Source organism: Dolichospermum sp. UHCC 0315A (assembly GCF_008121535.1).
GTDB lineage: Bacteria > Cyanobacteriota > Cyanobacteriia > Cyanobacteriales > Nostocaceae > Dolichospermum > Dolichospermum lemmermannii.
The window spans coordinates 3,096,264-3,118,404 of record NZ_CP043056.1 but is presented as its reverse complement, the minus strand read 5'-3'; the positions used below and the strand labels follow the sequence as shown (position 1 = coordinate 3,118,404).

The 22,141-nt window shown below is 38.7% G+C and carries 28 protein-coding genes and 1 pseudogene; 21 read left to right on the top strand and 8 right to left on the bottom strand.

Annotated features, from left to right (window positions below):
* The first annotated feature begins 9 nt into the window (after nt 1-9).
* From lpxC to BMF77_RS15145, 9 genes are all read left to right on the top strand, one after another.
* The gene (lpxC, locus tag BMF77_RS15180) at nt 10-858 is read left to right on the top strand and encodes a UDP-3-O-acyl-N-acetylglucosamine deacetylase (RefSeq protein ID WP_148767008.1); all 849 of its coding nucleotides are present in this window, start codon (nt 10-12) and stop codon (nt 856-858) included.
* A gap of 53 nt (nt 859-911) precedes the next feature.
* Complete coding sequence (gene fabZ / locus BMF77_RS15175; protein ID WP_015083388.1) at nt 912-1,421, top strand: 3-hydroxyacyl-ACP dehydratase FabZ; 510 nt, start codon at nt 912-914, stop codon at nt 1,419-1,421.
* A 118-nt stretch (nt 1,422-1,539) separates the two neighbouring features.
* Entirely contained in the window at nt 1,540-2,355 is an 816-nt protein-coding gene (gene lpxA, locus BMF77_RS15170) for an acyl-ACP--UDP-N-acetylglucosamine O-acyltransferase (RefSeq protein WP_148763897.1), read from the top strand.
* A 78-nt stretch (nt 2,356-2,433) separates the two neighbouring features.
* Entirely contained in the window at nt 2,434-2,595 is a 162-nt protein-coding gene (locus tag BMF77_RS26775) for a hypothetical protein (protein WP_168204442.1), read from the top strand.
* 1 nt (nt 2,596) lies between these two features.
* Entirely contained in the window at nt 2,597-3,754 is a 1,158-nt protein-coding gene (gene lpxB / locus BMF77_RS15165; protein WP_148763895.1) for a lipid-A-disaccharide synthase, read from the top strand.
* A 12-nt stretch (nt 3,755-3,766) separates the two neighbouring features.
* Nucleotides 3,767-5,014 (top strand): DNA cytosine methyltransferase, encoded by a 1,248-nt coding sequence (locus BMF77_RS15160; RefSeq protein ID WP_148763892.1) that lies wholly within the window; start codon nt 3,767-3,769, stop codon nt 5,012-5,014.
* Nucleotides 5,015-5,106: 92 nt separating this feature from the next.
* Nucleotides 5,107-5,553, top strand: coding sequence for a deaminase domain-containing protein (locus BMF77_RS15155; RefSeq protein ID WP_148763890.1), 447 nt, complete (start codon nt 5,107-5,109; stop codon nt 5,551-5,553).
* 2 nt (nt 5,554-5,555) lie between these two features.
* Nucleotides 5,556-6,314 carry a hypothetical protein gene (locus BMF77_RS15150; protein WP_148763888.1) on the top strand — a complete coding sequence of 253 codons (759 nt, stop codon included), beginning with the start codon at nt 5,556-5,558 and terminating at the stop codon, nt 6,312-6,314.
* A gap of 270 nt (nt 6,315-6,584) precedes the next feature.
* Nucleotides 6,585-7,160 carry a phycobiliprotein lyase gene (locus BMF77_RS15145; protein WP_015083381.1) on the top strand — a complete coding sequence of 192 codons (576 nt, stop codon included), beginning with the start codon at nt 6,585-6,587 and terminating at the stop codon, nt 7,158-7,160.
* An 85-nt stretch (nt 7,161-7,245) separates the two neighbouring features.
* Here BMF77_RS15145 and BMF77_RS15140 read toward each other — a convergent pair whose 3' ends face one another.
* A complete protein-coding gene (locus BMF77_RS15140) occupies nt 7,246-8,730 on the bottom strand; it encodes a site-2 protease family protein (protein ID WP_148763886.1) in 1,485 nt (494 codons plus the stop codon).
* A gap of 164 nt (nt 8,731-8,894) precedes the next feature.
* On the opposite strand from BMF77_RS15140, the gene BMF77_RS15135 reads away from it, so the two are divergent.
* Entirely contained in the window at nt 8,895-9,647 is a 753-nt protein-coding gene (locus tag BMF77_RS15135) for an MBL fold metallo-hydrolase (protein WP_148763884.1), read from the top strand.
* On the opposite strand, the gene BMF77_RS27965 is transcribed toward BMF77_RS15135, so the two are convergent.
* From BMF77_RS27965 to ctpA, 4 genes are all read right to left on the bottom strand, one after another.
* Nucleotides 9,600-9,755 (bottom strand): hypothetical protein, encoded by a 156-nt coding sequence (locus BMF77_RS27965; protein ID WP_246862929.1) that lies wholly within the window; start codon nt 9,753-9,755, stop codon nt 9,600-9,602. The genes BMF77_RS15135 and BMF77_RS27965 overlap by 48 nt on opposite strands.
* Nucleotides 9,700-9,843, bottom strand: a complete 144-nt coding sequence (locus tag BMF77_RS27960) for a hypothetical protein (RefSeq protein WP_246862928.1) — start codon at nt 9,841-9,843, stop codon at nt 9,700-9,702. Before BMF77_RS27960 ends, BMF77_RS27965 begins: the two co-directional genes overlap by 56 nt.
* On the bottom strand, nt 9,788-9,931 hold the full coding sequence (locus BMF77_RS27955; protein WP_246862928.1) for a hypothetical protein: 144 nt from the start codon (nt 9,929-9,931) through the stop codon (nt 9,788-9,790). Before BMF77_RS27955 ends, BMF77_RS27960 begins: the two co-directional genes overlap by 56 nt.
* Nucleotides 9,932-10,006: 75 nt before the next feature.
* Complete coding sequence (ctpA, locus tag BMF77_RS15125) at nt 10,007-11,254, bottom strand: carboxyl-terminal processing protease CtpA (protein WP_148763882.1); 1,248 nt, start codon at nt 11,252-11,254, stop codon at nt 10,007-10,009.
* Nucleotides 11,255-11,647: 393 nt separating this feature from the next.
* On the opposite strand from ctpA, the gene petB reads away from it, so the two are divergent.
* From petB to BMF77_RS15105, 4 genes are all read left to right on the top strand, one after another.
* A complete protein-coding gene (petB, locus tag BMF77_RS15120) occupies nt 11,648-12,295 on the top strand; it encodes a cytochrome b6 (RefSeq protein WP_015083377.1) in 648 nt (215 codons plus the stop codon).
* A gap of 182 nt (nt 12,296-12,477) precedes the next feature.
* Nucleotides 12,478-12,960, top strand: coding sequence for a cytochrome b6-f complex subunit IV (gene petD, locus BMF77_RS15115; protein WP_015083376.1), 483 nt, complete (start codon nt 12,478-12,480; stop codon nt 12,958-12,960).
* Nucleotides 12,961-13,299: 339 nt separating this feature from the next.
* Complete coding sequence (locus BMF77_RS15110) at nt 13,300-13,743, top strand: anti-sigma regulatory factor (RefSeq protein ID WP_015083375.1); 444 nt, start codon at nt 13,300-13,302, stop codon at nt 13,741-13,743.
* A 292-nt stretch (nt 13,744-14,035) separates the two neighbouring features.
* On the top strand, nt 14,036-14,407 hold the full coding sequence (locus BMF77_RS15105; protein ID WP_148763880.1) for a hypothetical protein: 372 nt from the start codon (nt 14,036-14,038) through the stop codon (nt 14,405-14,407).
* Nucleotides 14,408-14,662: 255 nt separating this feature from the next.
* Here the strand turns inward: BMF77_RS15105 and rimI are convergent, their stop codons facing one another.
* On the bottom strand, nt 14,663-15,157 hold the full coding sequence (gene rimI, locus BMF77_RS15095; protein WP_015083373.1) for a ribosomal protein S18-alanine N-acetyltransferase: 495 nt from the start codon (nt 15,155-15,157) through the stop codon (nt 14,663-14,665).
* A 125-nt stretch (nt 15,158-15,282) separates the two neighbouring features.
* Here rimI and lysA point away from each other — a divergent pair, with 125 nt between their 5' ends.
* The 3 genes from lysA (at nt 15,283) to BMF77_RS15080 (ending at nt 18,898) form a co-directional block, all read left to right on the top strand.
* Entirely contained in the window at nt 15,283-16,695 is a 1,413-nt protein-coding gene (gene lysA, locus BMF77_RS15090) for a diaminopimelate decarboxylase (protein WP_148763876.1), read from the top strand.
* 503 nt (nt 16,696-17,198) lie between these two features.
* Entirely contained in the window at nt 17,199-18,152 is a 954-nt protein-coding gene (gene cdaA, locus BMF77_RS15085; protein ID WP_015083371.1) for a diadenylate cyclase CdaA, read from the top strand.
* Nucleotides 18,149-18,898, top strand: a complete 750-nt coding sequence (locus BMF77_RS15080; protein ID WP_148763874.1) for an isoprenyl transferase — start codon at nt 18,149-18,151, stop codon at nt 18,896-18,898. The genes cdaA and BMF77_RS15080 overlap by 4 nt, the downstream gene beginning before the upstream one ends.
* Nucleotides 18,899-18,980: 82 nt before the next feature.
* On the opposite strand, the gene BMF77_RS15075 is transcribed toward BMF77_RS15080, so the two are convergent.
* Nucleotides 18,981-19,247 carry a DUF3143 domain-containing protein gene (locus BMF77_RS15075; RefSeq protein WP_148763871.1) on the bottom strand — a complete coding sequence of 89 codons (267 nt, stop codon included), beginning with the start codon at nt 19,245-19,247 and terminating at the stop codon, nt 18,981-18,983.
* Nucleotides 19,248-19,297: 50 nt separating this feature from the next.
* On the bottom strand, nt 19,298-19,768 hold the full coding sequence (locus BMF77_RS15070) for a J domain-containing protein (RefSeq protein WP_148763870.1): 471 nt from the start codon (nt 19,766-19,768) through the stop codon (nt 19,298-19,300).
* A gap of 106 nt (nt 19,769-19,874) precedes the next feature.
* On the opposite strand from BMF77_RS15070, the gene BMF77_RS15065 reads away from it, so the two are divergent.
* The 4 genes and pseudogenes from BMF77_RS15065 (at nt 19,875) to BMF77_RS15050 (ending at nt 22,126) form a co-directional block, all read left to right on the top strand.
* Nucleotides 19,875-20,234 (top strand): type II toxin-antitoxin system Phd/YefM family antitoxin, encoded by a 360-nt coding sequence (locus BMF77_RS15065; RefSeq protein ID WP_148763868.1) that lies wholly within the window; start codon nt 19,875-19,877, stop codon nt 20,232-20,234.
* On the top strand, nt 20,231-20,545 hold the full coding sequence (locus tag BMF77_RS15060; protein WP_148763866.1) for a type II toxin-antitoxin system RelE/ParE family toxin: 315 nt from the start codon (nt 20,231-20,233) through the stop codon (nt 20,543-20,545). The genes BMF77_RS15065 and BMF77_RS15060 overlap by 4 nt, the downstream gene beginning before the upstream one ends.
* 528 nt (nt 20,546-21,073) lie before the next feature.
* Nucleotides 21,074-21,307 (top strand): annotated as a pseudogene (locus BMF77_RS15055) (DUF4277 domain-containing protein); the annotation flags it as partial.
* Nucleotides 21,308-21,421: 114 nt separating this feature from the next.
* Nucleotides 21,422-22,126, top strand: a complete 705-nt coding sequence (locus BMF77_RS15050) for a DUF4277 domain-containing protein (RefSeq protein ID WP_148763864.1) — start codon at nt 21,422-21,424, stop codon at nt 22,124-22,126.
* The last annotated feature ends 15 nt before the right edge of the window (nt 22,127-22,141 follow it).

The following is a 22,141-nucleotide window of genomic DNA, read 5'->3' as shown; positions in this document are numbered from 1 at the left end:
TATTAGATGATGCAGCAACATACTTTAGCTGGGGAAATTACTCAGACTGGTGTGGGGTTACACAGTGGGGTCAATACTCAAGTACGAATATTACCAGCACCACCGGGAAGTAATCGCTTTTTTGTCCGGGTAGATTTACCGAATTCACCAATTATTCCCGCCCAAGTTGCGGCTGTGAGTCAGACTGTGCTTTCTACTCAATTGGGTAAGGGTCAAGTCTGTGTTCGCACTGTGGAACATTTATTGGCTGCTTTGGCGGCTATGGGGGTGGATAATGCCAGAATTGAAATTGATGGACCGGAAGTACCGCTTTTAGATGGTTCTGCTCAAGTTTGGTGTGAAAGAATTGCTGAAGTTGGTTTATTTGCCCAAATGGTGAGTAATTTACCTGCACCTGTCGTTATTACCGAACCGATTTGGATTTATGAAGGTGATACTTTTGTTTGCGCCCTACCGGCACCAGAAACCAGATTTAGCTATGGGATAGATTTTAATTTGGCGGCAATTGGTAATCAATGGCACAGTTGGTTATTAACGACAAGTTTAGAAAAATCTTCTGCTGACTTTGCTTCAGAAATTGCGCCAGCACGGACTTTTGGGTTACAGCATCAAATCGAACATCTGCAAAAGTCGGGATTAATTAAAGGTGGTAGTTTGGCTAATGCCCTAGTTTGTGGGGTGGAAGGTTGGCTAAATCCACCATTACGATTTGCAAATGAACCAGTTCGTCATAAAATCTTGGATCTAGTCGGAGATTTAAGTTTACTAGGAATTTTCCCTGTTGCTCATTTTTTGGCTTACAAAGCTAGTCATAATTTACACATTCAACTGGCACGGAAAATTTTAGAACTGATCTAAAATTCCCAAATTTACCCATCTTAGTGTTTAATTATTCAAACAACGTACCGCTAATGTCCACTATTACCGAACCTAATTCCCAGGAATTGAATACATCAAGTGAGGATAATGTCAATCCACAGACTATAAAAACTACCTTTAGTATTGAGGAAATTCAGGAACTCTTACCTCATCGCTATCCATTTTTACTGGTAGATCGGATTATTGATTATGTACCTGGTAAAAAAGCCGTGGGTATTAAAAATGTTACCTTTAATGAACCCCAATTTCAAGGGCATTTTCCAGGGCGATCGCTGATGCCAGGTGTGCTAATTATCGAAGCGATGGCACAAGTCGGTGGGATTGTGATGACGCAAATGCCGGAATCAAAAGGAGGACTATTTGTCTTTGCTGGTATTGATAAAGTCCGTTTCCGTCGGCAAATTGTTCCTGGAGATCAACTGGTAATGACGGTGGAACTGTTGTGGGTGAAGCAGCGTCGGTTCGGGAAAATGAAAGGACGAGCGGAAGTTGATGGACAATTAGCCGCTGAAGGAGAACTAATGTTTTCTTTGATTAGTTAAAATTTATTATACCATAACAGGATTTTAGATTTTCGCCCTCACACATAACTGAACTTTGCCCGACACGTTTCTTAATTGAATAAATTAGCAAGTAGCACTTAGTTTTGGAGATTCACCTTTGAAAACACTTATTCATCCAACTGCTGTCATCCATCCTAATGCGGAACTCCACTCAACAGTGCAAGTCGGCGCTTATGCTGTGATCGGCGAGAATGTTAGAGTTGGTGCAGACACTGTAATTGGCGCTCATGTCGTCCTAGAAGGCCTTTGTGAAATTGGTACGGGAAATCAGATTTTTCCCGGTGCAGCTATCGGTATGCAGCCCCAGGATCTCAAATACGTGGGAGAACCGACTTGGGTAAAAATTGGTAACAATAATTCCATCCGTGAATACGTGACGATTAACCGCGCTACTGGCAGGGGTGAGGCGACGATAATCGGTAATGGCAATTTATTAATGGCTTATGTTCATGTAGGTCATAATTGCCTGATTAAAGATTCTGTCATTATTGCTAATTCTGTAGCATTGGCGGGTCATGTACATATTGAATCACGAGCTAGACTGAGCGGCGTTTTAGGTGTGCATCAATTTGTTCACATAGGAACTATGTCTATGGTGGGCGGAATGACACGCATTGATAGGGATGTCCCTCCTTATATGTTGGTGGAAGGAAATCCGGCGAAAGTGCGATCGCTCAATTTGGTAGGATTAAAACGTTCGGAAATGGCTGCTAGTGATTTCCAATTAATTAAAAAAGCTTTCCGTCTTCTCTATCGTTCTGATTTCCTATTTAAAGATGCTTTACAAGAGTTAGAAAATTTAGGAGATTCAGAACAATTAAAACATCTTCGCCGTTTTTTACTACTTTCCCAAATGCCAGGAAGACGCGGTTTAATTCCCGGAAAGGGCAGAAAATCTGTCAGTGATGAATAATGAATAGTCAGTTAGATGTAGGGACGGGGTTTTCCCGTCCTCAAAGTTTACCAGTTACTCTGTTTTTGTCGGCAGAATATGGATTTAATGAATATGGATTTAATGAACCACGTTCGCGGAGCGTCCCGAAGGGATAGAAGCGAAGGTAGCGAAGGAAGAAAAGAAGAAGAAGAAAAGAAGAAGAAAGTAGGTAATTTTCAACTGGGAAAGGGCGTAAAAATCTCAAATCTAAAGTTTTAAAATGCGGATATTTATTAGCACTGGCGAAGTTTCTGGGGATTTACAGGGTTCGCTTTTGATTGCAGCACTGCAACGTCAAGCTGTTGTTACGGGTTTGATATTGGAAATTATCGCTTTGGGTGGGGAGAAAATGGCGGAAGCTGGGGCGGAAATTTTGGGGGATACTAGCGGTATTGGTTCGATGGGTTTGATTGAGTCTTTGCCTTATGTTATCCCTACTTTAAGGGTACAACGCCAAGCGATCGCTTACTTAAAGAAAAATCCCCCTGATTTAGTAGTCCTAATTGACTATATGGGTCCAAATCTGGGCATTGGTACATTCATGAGGGAAAACTTACCTGATGTACCTGTGGCTTATTATATCGCTCCTCAAGAGTGGGTATGGTCTATGAGTTTTCAGAATACCAACCGCATTGTTGGTTTTACAGATAAACTATTAGCAATTTTCCCCGAAGAAGCGCGATATTATCAGCAAAATGGGGCAAAGGTTTGTTGGGTAGGACATCCTTTAATTGATAGAATGGCAAATGCACCAAATCGAGAAATTGCCAGAGAGAAATTAGGAATTAAACCGGCAGAAATCGCAATTGCCCTGTTACCAGCTTCCCGTCATCAAGAATTAAAATATCTTTTACCAATGATTTTTCAAGCTGCCCAAAATATCCAATCTAAATTACCAAATGTCCATTTTTGGATTCCTCTATCTTTGGAAACATTTAGACAACCAATTACAGCAGCAATTAAAGATTACGGTTTAAAAGCTACACTAGTATCAGATCAACAAAAGGATATTTTTGCTGCGGCTGATTTCGCAATTACTAAATCGGGAACTGTCAATTTAGAACTTGCATTATTAAATGTCCCCCAAGTTGTAGTTTATTGTCTTCATCCCATTACTGCTTGGATTGTGCGTCATATTCTTAAAGGTTCAATTCCCTTTGCTTCTCCAGTAAATTTAGTTGTCATGCGGGAAATTGTTCCCGAATTTTTACAGGAACAAGCTACAGCCGATAATATTGTTGAAGCAGCCATGGAATTGTTATTAAATCCTGAAAAAAGACAAAAAACTTTATTAGATTATCAAGAAATGCGCCATTGTTTGGGAGAATTGGGAGTATGCGATCGCACTGCAAAAGAAATTTTAGCAATGAAAAAGTAGATAATAGTTAAAATGGCAAAAACCCGACCAATTGCAGTTGACTTGTTTGCAGGTGCAGGAGGAATGACGTTAGGATTTGAACAAGCTGGTTTTGATATTCTGGCATCTGTGGAAATAGATCCAATTCATTGTGCAATCCATAAATTTAACTTTCCCTTTTGGACGGTGATATGTAAAAGTGTAGAAGAGACAACAGGGAAGGAAATTAGGAATAGTTCTCAAATTGCTAATCAAGAAATTGATGTGGTTTTTGGTGGTCCACCATGTCAAGGTTTTTCATTAATGGGAAAACGTTCTTTTGATGATCCAAGAAATTCTTTAGTTTTCCATTTTATTAGATTGGTTGTAGAATTACAACCCAAGTTTTTCGTATTAGAAAATGTCAAAGGAATGACAGTAGGAAAACACCAAGAATTTATTGCTGAAATCATTAATCAATTTACTGAAAGTGGTTATCAAGTTAATGCAAATTATCAGGTTTTAAATGCAGCTAATTATGGAGTACCACAAAATCGGGAAAGATTATTTTTACTAGGTGCGCGTCAAAATATCGAATTACCGAAATATCCAGAAAAGATGATATTCCCTAATGACAATTGTCCTACAGTTTGGGACGCATTACAAGATTTACCAGTCATAGAAAACTATCCAGAATTATATCAACAAGATTGGATATTAACTGAATTTAGTAACTCTAGTAATTATGCTAAAAAACTGCGTAATCTTGAAATTGCAAAAAATAACTATTCCTATAAACGTCAATATGATCTGACCTTACTAACATCAAGTTTAAGAAGCAAACATTCACCTGAATCTATGGAAAGATTTGCTTCTACACCTCATGGTAAAATTGAATCAATTAGTCGTTTTCATAAACTTGATCCTGATGGTTTATGTAATACGTTAAGAGCCGGAACACCTAGTAATAAAGGTGCATTTAGTTCTCCTCGTCCCATCCATCCTTTTATCCCCAGATGTATTACTGTTAGGGAAGCTGCACGGTTACATTCCTATCCTGATTGGTTTAGATTTCATCCCACAAAATGGCATGGTTTTCGACAAATTGGTAATTCTGTACCGCCGCTTTTAGCGCAAGCAGTCGCAGAGGAAATTATTAAAGTTTTAGATATCAAATCTTCTCGACCTCAAGGTGTTAAAGACTTAGGGGATATTAGTTTATTAACATTTGATATGTCAGCAGCAGCAAAATATTTTGGAGTCAATCCTCATGTGATAGAACCAAGAACTAGGAAGGAATGAATATTTAGCATTTAGCTAATACAGCAATTTTATTGTAGCTACATTAATTATTTTATTATTATTATTATTATTATTATTATTATAAATCCAATATGGAAGAACCAAATTTAATCTCAGATGCAGCTAATATCCGAGAGATATATCTTAGAAGATCATTTCCGAAGGGTAATATTGCTATTATCGAGGTACGATTAGAAGATGGTAAAGCTTTTGGAATGGGTGCAACATCTAGAGCCAACAGTCCAGCACCTCAACCAGAACCTAAGTCAAAGGGAGGACAATTTGAACCTGCTGTAGATTCTCACTCAGAACGTATTATGGATACTGATGCGGAATATAAGGTTTTGTCAGCCATTGCAGAAACTTTAGAATTTATCTACAATAAGGATAATAACTGCGTTAGAGGGCAATTGTATCTTTACACAGAAAGAAAACCTTGTGAAAGTTGTCAAGGTGTTATAAATCAATTTGAGCAAAGATTTCCTGAGATAAAAATAACTATCTCCTGGACATATCCTTATCCTCCGAGTAGCAATTAACTATGACATTCATATCATGTAAACTTGAAAAGTATCCTCTCATTTTATCTGCTGAAATTCCTGATTCTTTACGTTTAGTCATAGAGAGAATTCAGTCATATTCCTATGCAGAATTATATGAAGAGAAAAACATTCAGGGAATAAGTTTAGAAGATTCTTTAATCACTGTATTTGATGCAATAGAAAAAGAAAAAAATAGTTTAGATATAAGTTATTGCTATTTCTTTATGTCTATAGTTATGGGAATCGCTGTACAACCAACGATTAAAAGTTATTTACGTCGTGAGACAATAACTGGTAATATATTTCAGTATCTTTTTCGAGATTGGATATATTCTCAACATAATTATCAGCCAAATTTAAACGTTTCATTTCAGAATTATCAAAATACTTTGGGACAATATCAAGCTCTTGATGAAGCTGTTGATGTTTTTGACAATATACCGCAAGTGCTGGAGTCTGTGAAAAGAGAAGCTATATTAAATATTTTAGATGATTGCTTCCAGGGTTATGCTATTTTTCCAGGTTCGCAAGGTAGACGGGAACTTTTTGATTGGTGGTTATTAGATGTTGTTCCCTCTGTTTTTTGTGGACGTTTACCTAAAAATATTCATACTTTAAAGGGAGTTGGTAAAATGACTCAACATATTACTAAAATACGGGACTATTTTTTTAAAGTAGTCGGGAATAATCAGTCTCAAGGAAATACAAATTTGGAAAAACAAGATTTGTTGTTAAGATTTTTGGCTTCTGATAAATAATATTAATATCTATCCCCAAATAATTTCCATATTTAAAATAAATCTTGGTTAAATATTTTCAACTGATGATTTTTGAGAAAAGCTTATTGCTATGTTTGAACTGACAATATATGAAGGTGAAGTAAGAATCGTGCAGGAGAAACATTACAAGTTTGTTCCAGCCGATCAAATTTCTGAAACCGATTTACAAAATTATAGGAATTATACATAATGAAGAAGTAAATTGGAGTCAAGAGATTGTTAAAATTATGATGCAGAATAACTTTATTTATGAACATTGAAGAATTTTTTGAATTAAGTGCTGGAAAGTGGTTTTCTCATCGCACTAGTCACCATTTAGCTTTTAAGCAGTCAGAAGACGGCAAATCAGACATCGTGATTGAGATGTTAGCCGCTGATCATCCAGAAGTAATCAAACTGTGTGAACAGTATGAAATTGCGGCTCATACAGCTTCCTGTGGGGCGCGAGTTACCTGGAATGGCACAATGGAATGGGACGAAGAAAAACACCAGGGTTCGACCGTTTTAGCCACAGTCCCGAATGCAGATAACCCAGATGAAGGTAAATTACTCCGAGAAATGGGTTATGCCGAAAAAGCCCCCGTTGCTGGTAGCTATAAAATCGGTGATGATGGGGCCTTAACTCTGATTACTGAGTATGAAACCATGTGGTCTGAAGAAAGGCTATGGTTTGCCAGTCCTAACTTGCGGATGCGAGTAAGTGTTTTGAAGCGGTTTGGTGGCTTTAGTATGGCTTCCTTCACTTCCGAAATCCGCATGGGTAGCACGGATGCTTCTAAAAAGGCTACGGAAGCCGCTAATTCAATTAACGCACCCACAAATTAAAACCTTAAACTACAATATTGAGGCTGGTAATTGATAATTGACAACTATTACCTGCCTCTATATCACGTTCATAGTTAAATTTGTCCTAAATCTGCAATAAACGAGCTAAGAATTGGGGTAATGGTAAAATAATCAATAACAATAAAGCCATTGACATTAATCCCATAAAATCCCGTTTATTATCTAATTCTGTGACATCATTTAAAGCAGGTTCATCAATTAAGGGAACGAATAATAAAATAATTGCCCACAATAAAAATTCTTCTCTAATAAACGAAAGCATTAATAATAATAATCTAGCAATTTGACCAATGAAAACAGCAGTCCGTTGTCCAAACATAGCATGAACAATGTGACCACCATCTAGTTGTCCCACGGGCATCAAATTCAATGCAGTGACAATTAATCCTAAGAAACCTGCAACTGCAACTGGATGTAAATCAATGGCAGATTTTGCGGTTAATTCACTTCCCAAGGCTAATTTTGAGAGTAAAGCTAATAAAATCGAATATTGAGGATTAAGTGCATTGGGGTTTAACATTCCGGTTTTTTCCGGTAAAGCTACTATTTCCGAATGAGCTAAACCCCAAATCAATAAAGGTATAGTCATCATAAATCCTGCCAATGGACCAGCAATACTGACATCAAATAAAGCTTTGCGGTGAGGGACAGGACTCCCCATTTTAATAAAAGCACCAAATGTTCCTAAGAAATAAGGTATAGGAATAAAATAAGGCAATGTGGAGCGAATTTTATAGAATCTTGCTGTTAAGTAATGACCTAGTTCATGAGTTCCTAAAATAGTTATTAACCCTAAAGCATAAGGTACACCGTTAAAAAATAATGTCAAATAAGATTCTAGCGAATTGACTTGAAAACCTGCAATTCTCAATCCGACAAGGGTAGTGCTAAATAAAGTTGCTACTAATAATAGTAATGCTAACCCTGGTCGAGTAATTTTTTCGGAATCGCGGTGGTTATTTTGTCTAACTACTTGAGGATTTGGAACTAAAACAAAGAAGGGTTTACCATTTATTCCTTCTTGAAATATGATGAGAAAGCGATCGCCAAATTGTCCTTCAATATTAGCTTTAATTTGCTCATAAGCCTCACTAGCCATAGTTCGCAACTGTCCCCGACAAATCACGGCTTGGGGACGATACTCAATATTTTGCACATAATATACAGACCAGGGAAAACAATTTCGTAGTTGACTTTCTTCTGCTAAATCAATGGGACGGACTGGTACTGTTTCTTGAGGAGAATTATTACTTGCTTGTCCCTGATTTTCTGGAGATTGATTTTGTGGATCTACGGGTAATTGCCGACCCCTATTAAACAATAGCCAATATAATAATAAACAACCCCCTGATATCCAGAGAATTAATGCTGATGGGGGAGCTTGTTTGATCCCATGTACCAGCGTCCAACCAGTCAATACAAATGCCGGTGTCATTAAAACCAACCACAATAACCATATAGGGGTTCTTGTAGCCCGTGCAACACTGTGCTGCATCATTAAATAAGTCAATGACCCCAAAACGAAAACGAGGAGAAACCAAAATGCCATATTATCTTCACTATATTTGATAGAATGCCTTACCTGTAATTTCTGTTACAGATTTTGATGACAAATAAGACTGCACGCCTTAATTTTTTAATCACAGTTAATAGTCATGGTAAATACACTGTAACCTGATTGTTCACCACTTCCGAATTTGGGTTTTTTCATTTATGTCTTCTTTTCCTCAGCAGTCCAGTCATCAGACTAAACAACCACGCTCTATATCCCTAAAAAGCCCATCAAAGGCGGAAAATCCTTTAGTTTTGACACCCAACAGTATTTTTGCTTTTCCACCTAATCGGGACACTTTAGGAGCAACATCTTACTTCATTATTACAAATGCAGGGAATATTCTCATAGATTGCCCAGCTTTAGAACAGATAAACCAGGATTTTTTGTCCTTGCATGGGGGAGTCAAGTGGTTTTTTATCAGTCATCGTGGTGCTATTGGTAAAGCCGCAGAATATCAGCAAATCTTAAATTGCGAAATTCTCATCCAAGAACAAGAAGCCTATTTATTGCCTGGTTCAACTGTCACCACTTTTACTGATGAGTTCACTCTTAATGCCACAACGCAAATAATTTGGACACCAGGCCATTCTCCAGGCTCTTCTTGTCTATACTATCGTGAATTTGACGGCGTGTTATTTTCTGGACGGCATTTACTTCCTAACCAGCACGGCGAACCTGTGCCACTACGCACGTCTAAAACTTTTCATTGGCCACGACAACTTAAAAGCGTTAAATTATTAAGCGATCGCTTTACACCACAAACTTTAACTTATTTATGCCCCGGAGCTAATACAGGTTATCTCAGGGGTAAACCCTGTATAGACCAAGCTTACCAAAAAATCACCAACTTGAATTTAGCAACTTTACGGGAACAGGGAACAGGGAAGGAAATTCTTCCCACTGACAACTGACAACTGTACGGGCGAAGCATTTGCAGAACTATTTTTGGCAATGACCGATAATTTATCTTCCAAATGCTTCGCCCCTACTGACAACTGACAACTGTACGGGCGAAGCATTTGCAGAACTATTTTTGGCAATGACCGATAATTTATCTTCCAAATGCTTCGCCCCTACTAACCACTGACAACTGTACGGGCGAAGCATTTGCAGAACTATTTTTGGCAATGACCGATAATTTATCTTCCAAATGCTTCGCCCCTACTAACCACTGACAACTGTACGGGCGAAGCATTTGCAGAACTATTTTTGGCAATGACCGATAATTTATTTTCCAAATGCTTCGCCCCTACTGACAACTGACAACTAACTAATGACCCATTACCAATTTTTTACTCAAAAGTTCGATAGCCGCTTGATATTGAACATCTGCCTTTGTGCCGATTTGTTCCCGGTTAAGTGATGTTTGGGGAATAATTTGATCTGGCTTAATTCCCAACTTATTAATATCTCGATGGTTAGGAGTTTCATATTTAGCAATTGTCACCGCCAAACCAGAACCGTCCGATAATTCAAACAAAGATTGAATTAAGCCCTTCCCAAAAGTCGTTTCCCCGACTAATTGGGCGCGATGATTATCTTGTAAAGCACCTGCGAGGATTTCGCTGGCGCTGGCAGTTCCTTGATTAACGATAATTACTAAAGGATCTGTGGTTAAGGCTGGACCAAAGGCTTCATAAGTTCCCTGAATGCCTTGACGGTTGGCAGTGTAAACGATTGTGCCAGAGTCTAACCATAAACGAGCAATTTCAATTCCCGCTTGTAAGAGTCCACCCGGATTATTTCTTAAATCAAGAATATAGGCAGACGCGCCTTTTTTTTCTAGAATAGAAATAGCGTGTGCCAAGTCAGTAACGGCATTGGCACTAAATTGACTCAGGGACAAATAACCAATCTTGGTTCCTTCCGGGGATAATCGTAAGTCAGAGACAACAGGATTAAGAGCAATGCGATCGCGCACCAAGATAACTTCCCGGTCCTTTTCTCCTTCCCTGCCAATTAAAAGCGTAATAACGCTGCCCCTTGATCCACGCATTCGTGCCGCAGCCTCATCAAGAGTCAAATTCTCTGTAGATAAACCCTCAATCTTCAAAATGCGATCGCGTGGTTTTAAATCCGCTTTGTCGGCTGGAGAATCTTCAATAGGTGTAATTACCTCCAAACCACCACGTGGATTGAGAGTAATTTGTAAACCCACCCCAGTTAATTCTCCAGCAGTGCTAACTTGCAAACTGCGATACTTCTCAGGCTCAAGAAACCGGGTAAAAGGATCATCCAGGCTCTTCAGCATAGACTGAATAGTAGAATAAGCTGCTTCATGGTTGGCAAAGTTGCCTTTTAACGCCTTTTGTCGCACATCAAGCCAGCTTTGATGGTTAAAAGTCCCATCTAAATAAGAGCGATTAACAATTCGCCACACTTCATAAACTAGCTTCTGTTCTGGGGTCAAAGCTGAAGCCGGAGGAACATATCCTGCCAACACCAAACCAAAAAGCAATAGTAGTAAACATCCTAGCCGCCAAAACCGTTTGTAAATGAACCCTAATTTCAGTGCCATCTCAGACTCAAATTCCCTAAAACTTTCTGTAATGATCAGTTGCTGATGAAATCTATCTCTCGACTATGTTACTTTTTTTATAGAAGAAGTGCATTCTTCTCATAAACTTGCTAGTCCAAATTTGTGAGATGTCCATTCTTCCTGATCAACGATAAAATCTTCTTTGGAGTCAACATAGTTAGCGTTGGCTGGCAAAGACGAGAGACAGGGGGATTTCTCAAAAATAGGGTGAGTTACACCCAAATTTACGCTCGTAGACCAATAGAAGCCCATTCTCTTGGATGAAGCGAGAAGCGAACCCTCTAACTGAGGTTAGTTGAATAGTCATGGCTGACTAAGCTTCGCATCACAAAACTTATCAACCGCAATCTATTTTTAGGAACTTAGGATTGTATGGCTAACGTTTATGACTGGTTTGAGGAACGCTTGGATCTCCAAGAAATTGCTGATGATATCACCACCAAATACGTACCTCCCCACGTTAACATCTTCTACTGTTTAGGTGGAATTACCCTAGTATGCTTCCTGATTCAGTTCGCCACTGGATTTGCGATGACATTCTACTACAAACCTACAGTTGCTGAAGCTTTCTCCTCTGTCGAGTACATCATGAATGAAGTCAACTTCGGTTGGTTAATTCGCTCCATTCACCGCTGGTCAGCCAGCATGATGGTATTAATGATGATTCTCCACACATTCCGCGTTTATCTAACCGGTGGCTTCAAAAAGCCCCGTGAATTAACCTGGATCAGTGGTGTTATCCTCGCAGTTATCACAGTTTCCTTCGGTGTAACAGGCTACTCTCTCCCTTGGGATCAAGTTGGTTACTGGGCTGTAAAAATTGTTAGTGGTGTACCAGAAGCCATTCCCGTAGTCGGCGTTCTCATCTCCGATTTACTCCGTGGTGGTTCTAGTGTTGGTCAAGCTACACTTACCCGCTACTATAGCGCTCACACCTTCGTTCTTCCTTGGTTAATTGCCGTCTTCATGTTGTTCCACTTCTTGATGATTCGCAAACAAGGTATTTCTGGACCTTTGTAATCAAAGTTATTAGCAAATAGGCAAAACTTGTGTTTCCAGATCATCGTAGTTTGTTTTAAACTAAAGAGAAAATAACTTGTAAGTTGTAGACATAAACTACCATCGGAAACTTGAGCTAGTTGTATTGTTGATAGCTTTCACCAATTCTTTAACTTCACTTCAGTCGGAGAGCGAATTTAAAAATGTCAACGCAAAAAAAACCGGATCTGAGCGATCCCAAATTGAGAGCTAAACTTGCCCAAGGCATGGGTCACAATTACTATGGTGAACCTGCTTGGCCCAACGATTTGCTCTATATATTCCCAGTCGTCATTATGGGTTCTTTCGCCTGTATTGTGGCTCTAGCAACTCTAGATCCCGCGATGATCGGTGAACCAGCCAATCCTTTCGCTACTCCTTTGGAAATTTTGCCAGAGTGGTACTTATATCCTGTATTCCAGATTCTCCGCTCATTACCTAGTAAACTATTAGGTGTATTAGCAATGGCTGCTGTCCCCTTGGGACTAATTCTCGTTCCTTTCTTGGAAAACGTGAATAAGTTTCAAAACCCCTTCCGTCGCCCTGTAGCAACAACAGTATTTCTTTTTGGGACTCTTGTTACCCTGTGGCTAGGTATTGGTGCTGCACTCCCATTAGACAAATCCTTAACTTTAGGATTGTTCTAAGATAGTTCAGTCAAAACTAAATCCAGTAACGTCTGTAATTTTCAAGAGCATATACGGGATAATATCTGACAAACAACTAGTACAATACGGCGTAAGTTAAGCAACCATTAAAAATCCCTGAAAAGCTTATACCATCTGCTTTTTAATTTTTAATTGTTAATTTTTAATTCCGCCCTGCGGTACTAGCCGTAAATCTTTTATGGTCTACTTGTTACTGATATTTCAAAAGAGATATGCTTTTGAAGATCAACAGACGTTAACTAAATTCCTAAATGTGAAATTATCAATCACAAAAAAACGCAAATACTTTTCAATTACTTTCTATTCAAGTCACGGTCAATGCTTAGCATAGTGCAGCAAGACCATCAAACGGTAAAGAGCGATCTTAAACTCTTGATCCAAGTACAACAATGGTTTGAAGAATTCTGTGAGCGATATTTACCTAAATATGGCTGGTCAGATACCCAAGTTTATTGTCTTAACCTAGCATTAGCAGAAGGCTTTACCAATGCAGTTCGTCATGCTCATCATGCTTTACCACCGGAAACAACTATAGAAATTCAAGTCAGTTTATGGATTGATAAACTGGAAATAAGAATTTGGGATTATGGAAAACCATTTAATCCTGACGTGATCACTGAGCCAGAACCGGGGACTCTGCAAGTAGGTGGATATGGGTGGTTTTTACTCCGCCGTTTGGCAGATAAAGTAGTCTATGAACGTGATTCAGATACTAGAAATTGCCTGTTAATTGTCAAATATTGTTTAGAAGGACAACATTAAGAATCAGCACCGCCAAGCGGAAGTTAAAAGTCAAAATGATGACAGTTTGGGGTTATTGTCTGATATTTCTGGTGATCAGACGCAACGAAAGCAATTTTCTTCCGCATCAAAAATAATATTTAAAGAAGAATTAATATTTCATGATCGTCTAGCTGATTTTTGCATAATAACCTCGCAAGCAAACTTGAGGATTGTATATTTAGAAGGAATGGCTGATGAAATACCTGTATTACTGGGGGATAACCCAGGACTAAACTCGCTATCCTAGAGTCAATAGCACAAAGAAAGAGACATGACCTTTAAAAACTTGCAATTCAATTTTGAAAAGATCCGCCCTTGGTTGACCCTGTTAGCAATCGCCTGGCTATTAGCATCATTGGGATTAGGCTGGTTAGTTAATTCTTTGGTAATTATTTTGGGGTTATTGTTTTTTTTACCTGTGGTAGCATTCTTGGGGTTTCGTTGGTGGTTAGCAAAAAATCTAGTTACTAACCAGTGTCCCGTATGTGGATATGAATTAACAGGGGTAAATAACAGCCAAGTACAATGTGTTAACTGTGGTGAACAACTATTAGTTAAAAACTTTCAATTCCAACGCTTCACACCAGAAGGAACAATTGATGTGACAGCGGTTGAAGTTCAAGCCCAATCACTGGAAGATTAGTCAGTTGTTAGTTGTTAAGTAGGTTAGCATTGAAAATCGTCGTTATGGCACTAGGCAAGAGGCAAGAGGCAAGAGGCAAGAGGCAAGAGGCAATACTTCGACTTCGCTCAGTAACCAGAGGCAAGAGTGAAGAGGGTTTGGGCGATTTTACTTTTCGTTACATATTTCAGTTTTTTTCCGTTCACCTACTTAGTTGTTCGTTGTCAGTTGTTCGTTGGAATCTAGAAGGGTTAATTTATTAGACTTGTCTATTGCCTATTTATCTAGATTTTTGAAAAAATGTGGTTGTTGTAGTTCAGAAAGCCAAAGAATCAAGGCATCCTCATTGTTATCTTTGTAATAACCCCGTCGTTTTCCCGCAGTTTTGAAACCAAACTTTTGATACAAAGAAATAGCAACGTAGTTAGAATCGCGGACTTCGAGGGTAGCTCTTTCCAAACCAAGATCAGCCGCAGTTTGCAGAAGGGAATATAATAAGGCTTTTCCTAGCCCTTGACCATGATATTGGGGATGAACTGCCAAAATTGTAATGTGTGCTTCTTCTAGAATTGACCAAAAGCACCCCATTCCCAAGAGTTCAGAATGATTAAAAGGGGAAAATAAACCCAAAAAATGACTATTAGGACTTTCTAACTCCCGCAGGTAGCCTTCCATAGTCCATAAACCATCAAAACAAGCTTTATCTAGTTCTAATAGTTCAGTTAAATTATCTGTGGTTAAAGATTGAATTTTTAAGTCGGATGAAATCACAATTTTTGAGGATTGAGGAAGGTTAATTACCAATTACCAATTATCCATTACCAATGAGAGGTTAAACTGGAAATCAGGACATATACTCATGGCCTGATTTTTCACAAAGACAACTCTTATTAGTTATGGTATCGACTTACCCCGTCGAATTTCAACTTTCTGGCCGTCAATATTTACAGTCAACAACTGGTGACAGTGCTGATATTTCTCCTAACCAACAACTCTTACCTTTGACAGCAAGAGTTAATGATCATGATCATCTGGAAATCGGTGGGTGTGATGTCACAACCCTAGTTGAACAGTTTGCTTCACCTTTATATATTTTAGATGAGGAAACCCTGCGGACAGCTTGTAGGCAATATCGAGATACCTTTAAGGAATATTACAAGGGAGAATCTCAGGTACTTTATGCTTCTAAGGCATGGAATTGTTTAGCTGTTTGTGCCATTGTTGCCTCAGAAGGGTTAGGAATTGATGTAGTATCCGGTGGCGAACTTTATACTGCGCTAAATGCGGGTATGAGTCCTGATAAGATTTACTTACATGGAAATAATAAATCTCATGATGAGTTAGTTTTAGCGATTCAGTCTGGATGTACTATTGTAGCGGATAACTGGCATGAATTAGATCTGCTGGTGAAGATAGCAGGGGAGAAAACAGAAAATTCTGATCTTTCGCCCATTCGGATTATGCTACGCTTAACTCCTGGGATAGAATGCCATACTCACGAATATATTCGGACTGGACACTTAGATAGTAAATTTGGTTTTGATCCTCATGATTTACAAGAAGTATTTGCTTTTGTAAGTAAGCAGCCTAGTTTAAACTGTGTGGGGTTACACGCTCATATTGGTTCACAAATTTTTGAACGTCAACCACATAGAGATTTAGCTGCTGTGATGGTGCAGTGGTTAAGAGATGCGGCTAAACATGGATTAAAGGTGAGAGAATTAAATGTTGGTGGTGGTTTAGGGATTAGATATACAGAATCTGATGATCCACCAAGCATTGTGGAATGGTCTAAGGCAATTTGTGAGGTTGTACAAACTGCTTGTATCTCGGAAAATCTGCCTTTACCAAAGTTACTCTGTGAACCAGGGCGATCGCTCATAGCCACATCTTGCGTCACGGCTTATACTGTTGGTGCTACGAAGGTTATTCCCGAAATTCGCACCTACGTAGCGATTGATGGCGGAATGTCCGATAATCCCCGCCCTATCACTTACCAATCAGTTTATCGGGTAGTAGTTGCTAATAAAATATCTACCCCCTGCACTGAAACGGTCACATTAGCTGGTAAACACTGCGAATCAGGGGATATTCTGATTAAAAATGCCCAACTACCAAAAACTGAAGCAAATGATATTCTCGTAGTTATGGGAACTGGTGCGTACAATTACAGTATGGCATCTAATTACAATCGTCTCCCCCGACCGGCAGCAGTTGTAGTGGCAAATGGTGAAGCAAATTTAATTTTGCAGCGCGAAACTTATCAAGATTTGATTCGACAAGATTGCCTACCGGAAAGACTGAAATAGTCAGTAGTCAGTGGTCAGTGGTCAGTGGTTAAAAAATCACAATTGACAACTGACAACTGACTATAAGAATCCAGATGTCTTGACACTCTCATGGCTTCAGCCACTGAGATTCTGCGGACAGAGTAAAACTCTCGCTGCGACCGTCAAACGCCGACTAAACGCTCAAAACAACTACCAACTAAGGTGTTGAAATTGCGCTTACTTTTGTTCAAAATGCTATGGCTAAAGCCACGCTGCGCTATCGGAATCTGTCACTAAGCCTGTGGCACGGTACGCTCAGTCAACCTGCCATTGCTTGCTCTTTCTCGTCATACTGCCGTTAGAAAATCTAACCGTTGTTTCACAGGAGCCGGGATTTCTCCGTACTAGGATGCTTTAATACGTAGACAATAATTTTTACTCGCAATTTAATTTTACCACAAATGTCACGGCGACTTTAATCGCTCGTGTCGCTTCCCTCTCAGGTCTGAAGACTCTGAGTTTCCTGCATACGGCGAGGTTTTATGAGAGATTGGTGGAAGCAATGGCTGATAAACCTGGGAGATAGGTCACAGTCCTTGTTCCTTGGGACTCTGGATATAATGTTAGTGCTGGCACTGACATACATGATCCTGGTTATTATTAGTGAACGGCGCACTTTATGGATGGTGCGAGGGTTTATAGTCTTAATGCTCTGCTCGGCACTCAGTGGCAAATTGGGATTACCCCTCCTAAATTTTGTCCTGGAAAAATTGGTGATTGGCTGTGCTGTGGCTATGGCTGTGGCACTGCAATCAGAATTTCGCCGTTTTTTGGAACAATTGGGACGTGGTGAATTTTGGCAGTTATTTCGGAATAACGCTAGAGCAATTCCTAAGTCGGATAGTGTAATTGATGAAATTGTTGATGCAATTAAAGAGTTATCAAAAAATCGGATTGGCGCTTTACTAATTTTAGAAACTACAGGACCCATTGAAGAACAAGATTTCTCCGTTCCAGGAGTGAAGCTAAATGCTGAAGTTTCTAAAGAACTGATCCAAACTATTTTTCAACCGAAAACTTTGTTACATGATGGAGCAACGTTAATTCGTGGTTCGCGCATTGTATCATCTGGTATAATTTTACCACTTTCAGGACGCACAGCGTCGCGGCAGTTGGGAACACGCCATCGGGCGGCAATGGGAATTACTGAAAGGGTCGAAAATTGTATTTGTGTTGTTGTATCAGAAGAAACGGGTTCTATTTCCTTAGCGGAAAAGGGAACTCTATATAGACCACTAACTATTAAAAAGCTCAAAGAGTCTTTAGAGACTCGATTCTCTCCCACTGTAGATCGGGAAGCTCATGCACCTGGTCTTTTCAGTTTAGTTCGTCAACTTGGTGATCAATCACTAAAATTAATGTCCCGGTTACTTAGGCTACCTTGTCTTCGACACGCTACCCGTAGGGGTACGACCGCTTCTCAAGATAAAAAATGAAAACACAACAAACTGAATTGCAATATTTACCTCTTGATTTAAAACAAGAATTACTCCCTCAGCACGTCGCGGTAATTATGGATGGTAATGGCCGATGGGCAAAAAGTCGCGGTCTACCCCGGATTATGGGTCATAAAGCCGGTGTAAATGTTCTCAAGGATTTGCTGCACTGTTGCAAAGACTGGGGAATTAAAGCACTAACTGCCTATGCTTTTTCAACGGAGAATTGGCAAAGACCAGAGGAGGAGGTAGAATTTTTGATGAATCTATTTCAGCGCGTTTTACGCCAAGAACTGCGGGAAATGGTGGAGGAAAATGTGCAAATTCAGTTTGTGGGTAATTTATCGGCTTTACCACAGGCTCTTCAGGCTGAGATTTCCCATTCTATGGATCAAACTAAGGATAATCGCAGTATTCGGTTTACAATAGCGACTAATTATGGGGGTAGACAGGAGATTTTACAAGCTTGTCGGGCGATCGCTCAAAAGGTAAAAGCAGGTTTAATCAACCCTGAAGATATATCTGAAGAGGTATTTGAAGCTCATTTATATACGGCTGGAATAGCAGATCCAGATTTATTAATTCGCACCAGTGGAGAAATGCGATTATCGAATTTCTTACTTTGGCAAATGGCTTATAGTGAAATTTATATTTCTGATACTCTCTGGCCGGATTTTAACCGTCATGAATTTCATCGCGCTTTATCTGCTTATCAACAACGAGAACGCCGTTTTGGGAAAGTCTGACAATTTTGGATTTTAGATTGGTGCCAAATTTAAACTTTTAAATCCCAAATCCCAAATCCCAAATCCCAAATCCCAAATTAGATTATGGCCCTGAAAAAACGGCTTCTTCGATGTCTTCCCGACTCAGGGAATATTTAAAGGAACGTTGAATATCTTGACGGGTTTCTCCTGATTGAAAATAGCGAACTGTAATTTGTTCAGTATCTAACCAAAGTTCCGCTTCCCAACTAGATCGTTGGACACGCCAACAATGTAGTTGGGTATCGTCTTGTTGACAACCTTGGTTTTTTAGCCATTGTTCAATTTGTGGTAAAGAATGACTATACAGTGGTGTATTAGCGGAAAGCATAAGCAATTCAATTCAAAATTATTGGTGATTTTAGAGGTGAGAAATTGAGTTTAACTGATTGCTTCTCCACGCCAGATGGCGATCGCAATCGCTAATAGCATACAACCAACAATGGTTAACCCCAAAATAAATAATACAAATATTTCTCCAGAAGACAAAGGGCGATCTGTAGCATCAAGATACATTGATTTGGAAAAATCGTAAGGCTTATGTACAGACTGGTTTAAATCAGGTGGTGCTTGAATTACGCCAAAACGGGAATAACCCACTTTCAAATCATAGCTCAATCGTCGTTCTGGGTTACAGAGGGTAGCGTAGGCTGTGTTTATTTGCTGAAATTTAGCAGTAGCAATATTAGCAGGTAATTCTGTCGTATCTGGATGATAGAGTTTGCTCAGTTCTCGATAAGCGCGACGAATATCAATTACTGATGCTCCAGGATAGAGTCCTAGCAGGGAGTAATAGGTAATTTCGCTGCTGTGTGGGACTTCCCCATTTTGGTTGACGGTTTTTTGAGTCACTTTGCTCAAATAAGTTTTTTTCTATTCTAAATCTCTTGGGTAGCTATAGCAGAAACAGCCACAAAACATCTTATAATATGTATTATTCAGCATTTTATTAGATACGATGCTAACTAGAATTAATCTTGAGAATATTCAAACTCTTACGGATTTCAAACGTAACACCAAAGACTACGTAGAAAAAATTAAGTCTACAAAATCCCCTCTTGTACTAACTGTCAATGGCAAAGCTGAAGTCGTGGTACAGGAAGCACAGGCATTTCAACAGATGTTAGATAGACTGCATAGCCTTGAAGAAGAACTGCAAAAGCTCAAATTAGCAGCTTTACGTAATGAAATTAACATTGGTATTCAGCAACTAGAAAATGGTGAATACACTGAATATGATGAAGAGTCACTGACCAATTTTTTTGCCGATATTAAAGGGCGAGTCCAGAAAAATTTGGCTGATAGTGGTTCTGTATGAGTCAATTTCGGATTTCTAGCCAAGCAGCAGGAGATATTGAGAATATCTGGAAATACGTGGCGCAAAATAACTCCAAAGCTGCTGATAAAATGTTTGATACATTACGAACCACTTTTCCCAAATTAGCCAAATTTCCGCAAATGGGTAAAGAACGCCCTGAACTAGCTTCTTCTTTGCGAAGTTTCCCTGTAAAAAGCTACTTGATTTTTTACCGAGCCATTGATCAAGGTATTGAAATTGTCCGTATCTTACATGGTTCACAAGATATAGAGGGAATTTTTCATGATCTAGAAAATACAGAGGATGAATAAATAGCCCTGGAATAAATAGAATCTGATATTAATTATCAATTGACAATTAATAGCTAACTGTGCAAAATTAATCGAATATCTTAAATGTTGGGTTTCCTTGCGTCAACCCAACCTACACAAAGCTTAAAACAGTTCTAATTAATCCTGTATAAAAACAAGAAATTTACTTTAAATATGTGGCTGATAGTAAATTATTGCCATCTGTTAATGGTTATAACCCACATTCCGCACCCTCAAGTGTCACACCCCAAGGAAACCGATGTATTTAGTACATAAGAACTAATGCTTGTGAGGGTTGACTAAAATTTATTGAAGCTAAATAGGAATAACTACTACTAAAGTAGATATACAGTCAACAAAAACGACTAAGTATAAAATTTTGATTCTGAGGTGATTGTAATGGAAAACTTAGTCCACAATCATTGAAAGCTTTATCCTCAATGACTATAAAAAAAACTAAAAAAACGTTTTAAATCAACAGAAAAATGAGAACATGGTAACAGATACTTGTATGGAGTTTCTGTTACCATGTTTAGTACAAAAGACCTGGAATTGAAGAAGATAGACCATTTAGGGATAGTAGCAGGAATAGTAGATTCAATAGGGATTGTAGAAATAATTAATAATTTAGTAGGTTCAGAGCCAGGAGAAAAAGTCAGTGCAGGTCAGGTGGTAAAGGCGATGATTTTAAACGGCTTAAGTATGATGTCACAGCCGTTATATATGTTTCCAAAATTCTTTGAATTAATTGCTTGTGAACATTTAAGAGAACTCCACAAAAAAAATGATCCAATGGTATCTTGCCCGTCCTTGTATTATTAGCGGGCAAGACTTGTACTGAGCTTGTCGATAGCGCAGCGTGGCGTTAGCCATAGTATGCCCGCACTACAAGAAATTTTGGGATATTTTTTAAATTGGAAGTCTCTAATTGGTGTAGGAATAAAAGCAGAATATCTCAATGATGACAAGCTGGGGAGAGTATTCGATAAATTATTTATAAAAGGATTAGATACAGCATTTTTAGCAGTCAGTTTAAATGCGGTAAAAATATATCAGGTATCACTTTCATCATCACACTTGGATTCAACATCATTTCATGTAGATGGAGAATATGAAAATAGTTTACCATCAGTAATATTTGAAAATCAAAAAGAATCAGGTTCATTGGAAAAAGAAAATGAGGAAAGTCAATCACCTCAAGCGATAAAGCTGACCTATGGTTATTCAAGAGATCATCGTCCAGATTTAAAACAATTTATTACACAATTAGTATGTTCAGGAGATGGAGATATACCAATATATATAAAAGCAGCAAAAAACTTAGTGATGAGTTTAGCAGAATTGGAATTTGTTAAAAGTGAAAAAGCAGGATATTCTTATGCCGAGAAGAAAATAACTTATGGGGATATAGAACAAAGATGGTTAGTTGTGCAAAGTCAAGATAGAAAAAAATCTGACTTAAAGAAATTATCAAAGAGAATAGAAAAAGCTTTGACTATCCAACAATGCGGTGGATATTTCAATGTTTTCAATCAGTTCATATTGTTACTTTTCAACAAAAAACAGACTTTTATAACTTAACATCTGAAATGAAGT

What these genes read in the sequence shown, in the direction of transcription:
- lysA (WP_148763876.1), top strand. Translation starts at nt 15,283, where the DNA reads ATGGTATCGACTTACCCCGTCGAATTTCAACTTTCTGGCCGTCAATAT.
- BMF77_RS27955 (WP_246862928.1), bottom strand. Translation starts at nt 9,931, where the DNA reads ATGCTTCGCCCGTACAGTTGTCAGTGGTTAGTAGGGGCGAAGCATTTG.
- BMF77_RS15050 (WP_148763864.1), top strand. Translation starts at nt 21,422, where the DNA reads ATGCCCGCACTACAAGAAATTTTGGGATATTTTTTAAATTGGAAGTCT.
- BMF77_RS27965 (WP_246862929.1), bottom strand. Translation starts at nt 9,755, where the DNA reads ATGCTTCGCCCGTACAGTTGTCAGTTGTCAGTAGGGGCGAAGCATTTG.
- BMF77_RS15155 (WP_148763890.1), top strand. Translation starts at nt 5,107, where the DNA reads ATGGAAGAACCAAATTTAATCTCAGATGCAGCTAATATCCGAGAGATA.
- BMF77_RS15075 (WP_148763871.1), bottom strand. Translation starts at nt 19,247, where the DNA reads ATGCTTTCCGCTAATACACCACTGTATAGTCATTCTTTACCACAAATT.
- BMF77_RS15080 (WP_148763874.1), top strand. Translation starts at nt 18,149, where the DNA reads ATGAAAACACAACAAACTGAATTGCAATATTTACCTCTTGATTTAAAA.
- BMF77_RS15145 (WP_015083381.1), top strand. Translation starts at nt 6,585, where the DNA reads ATGAACATTGAAGAATTTTTTGAATTAAGTGCTGGAAAGTGGTTTTCT.
- petB (WP_015083377.1), top strand. Translation starts at nt 11,648, where the DNA reads ATGGCTAACGTTTATGACTGGTTTGAGGAACGCTTGGATCTCCAAGAA.
- BMF77_RS15140 (WP_148763886.1), bottom strand. Translation starts at nt 8,730, where the DNA reads ATGGCATTTTGGTTTCTCCTCGTTTTCGTTTTGGGGTCATTGACTTAT.
- BMF77_RS15135 (WP_148763884.1), top strand. Translation starts at nt 8,895, where the DNA reads ATGTCTTCTTTTCCTCAGCAGTCCAGTCATCAGACTAAACAACCACGC.
- lpxC (WP_148767008.1), top strand. Translation starts at nt 10, where the DNA reads ATGCAGCAACATACTTTAGCTGGGGAAATTACTCAGACTGGTGTGGGG.
- BMF77_RS15060 (WP_148763866.1), top strand. Translation starts at nt 20,231, where the DNA reads ATGAGTCAATTTCGGATTTCTAGCCAAGCAGCAGGAGATATTGAGAAT.
- ctpA (WP_148763882.1), bottom strand. Translation starts at nt 11,254, where the DNA reads ATGGCACTGAAATTAGGGTTCATTTACAAACGGTTTTGGCGGCTAGGA.
- BMF77_RS26775 (WP_168204442.1), top strand. Translation starts at nt 2,434, where the DNA reads ATGGATTTAATGAATATGGATTTAATGAACCACGTTCGCGGAGCGTCC.
- cdaA (WP_015083371.1), top strand. Translation starts at nt 17,199, where the DNA reads ATGAGAGATTGGTGGAAGCAATGGCTGATAAACCTGGGAGATAGGTCA.
- BMF77_RS15065 (WP_148763868.1), top strand. Translation starts at nt 19,875, where the DNA reads ATGCTAACTAGAATTAATCTTGAGAATATTCAAACTCTTACGGATTTC.
- BMF77_RS27960 (WP_246862928.1), bottom strand. Translation starts at nt 9,843, where the DNA reads ATGCTTCGCCCGTACAGTTGTCAGTGGTTAGTAGGGGCGAAGCATTTG.
- lpxB (WP_148763895.1), top strand. Translation starts at nt 2,597, where the DNA reads ATGCGGATATTTATTAGCACTGGCGAAGTTTCTGGGGATTTACAGGGT.
- BMF77_RS15160 (WP_148763892.1), top strand. Translation starts at nt 3,767, where the DNA reads ATGGCAAAAACCCGACCAATTGCAGTTGACTTGTTTGCAGGTGCAGGA.
- BMF77_RS15150 (WP_148763888.1), top strand. Translation starts at nt 5,556, where the DNA reads ATGACATTCATATCATGTAAACTTGAAAAGTATCCTCTCATTTTATCT.
- fabZ (WP_015083388.1), top strand. Translation starts at nt 912, where the DNA reads ATGTCCACTATTACCGAACCTAATTCCCAGGAATTGAATACATCAAGT.
- petD (WP_015083376.1), top strand. Translation starts at nt 12,478, where the DNA reads ATGTCAACGCAAAAAAAACCGGATCTGAGCGATCCCAAATTGAGAGCT.
- BMF77_RS15110 (WP_015083375.1), top strand. Translation starts at nt 13,300, where the DNA reads ATGCTTAGCATAGTGCAGCAAGACCATCAAACGGTAAAGAGCGATCTT.
- BMF77_RS15105 (WP_148763880.1), top strand. Translation starts at nt 14,036, where the DNA reads ATGACCTTTAAAAACTTGCAATTCAATTTTGAAAAGATCCGCCCTTGG.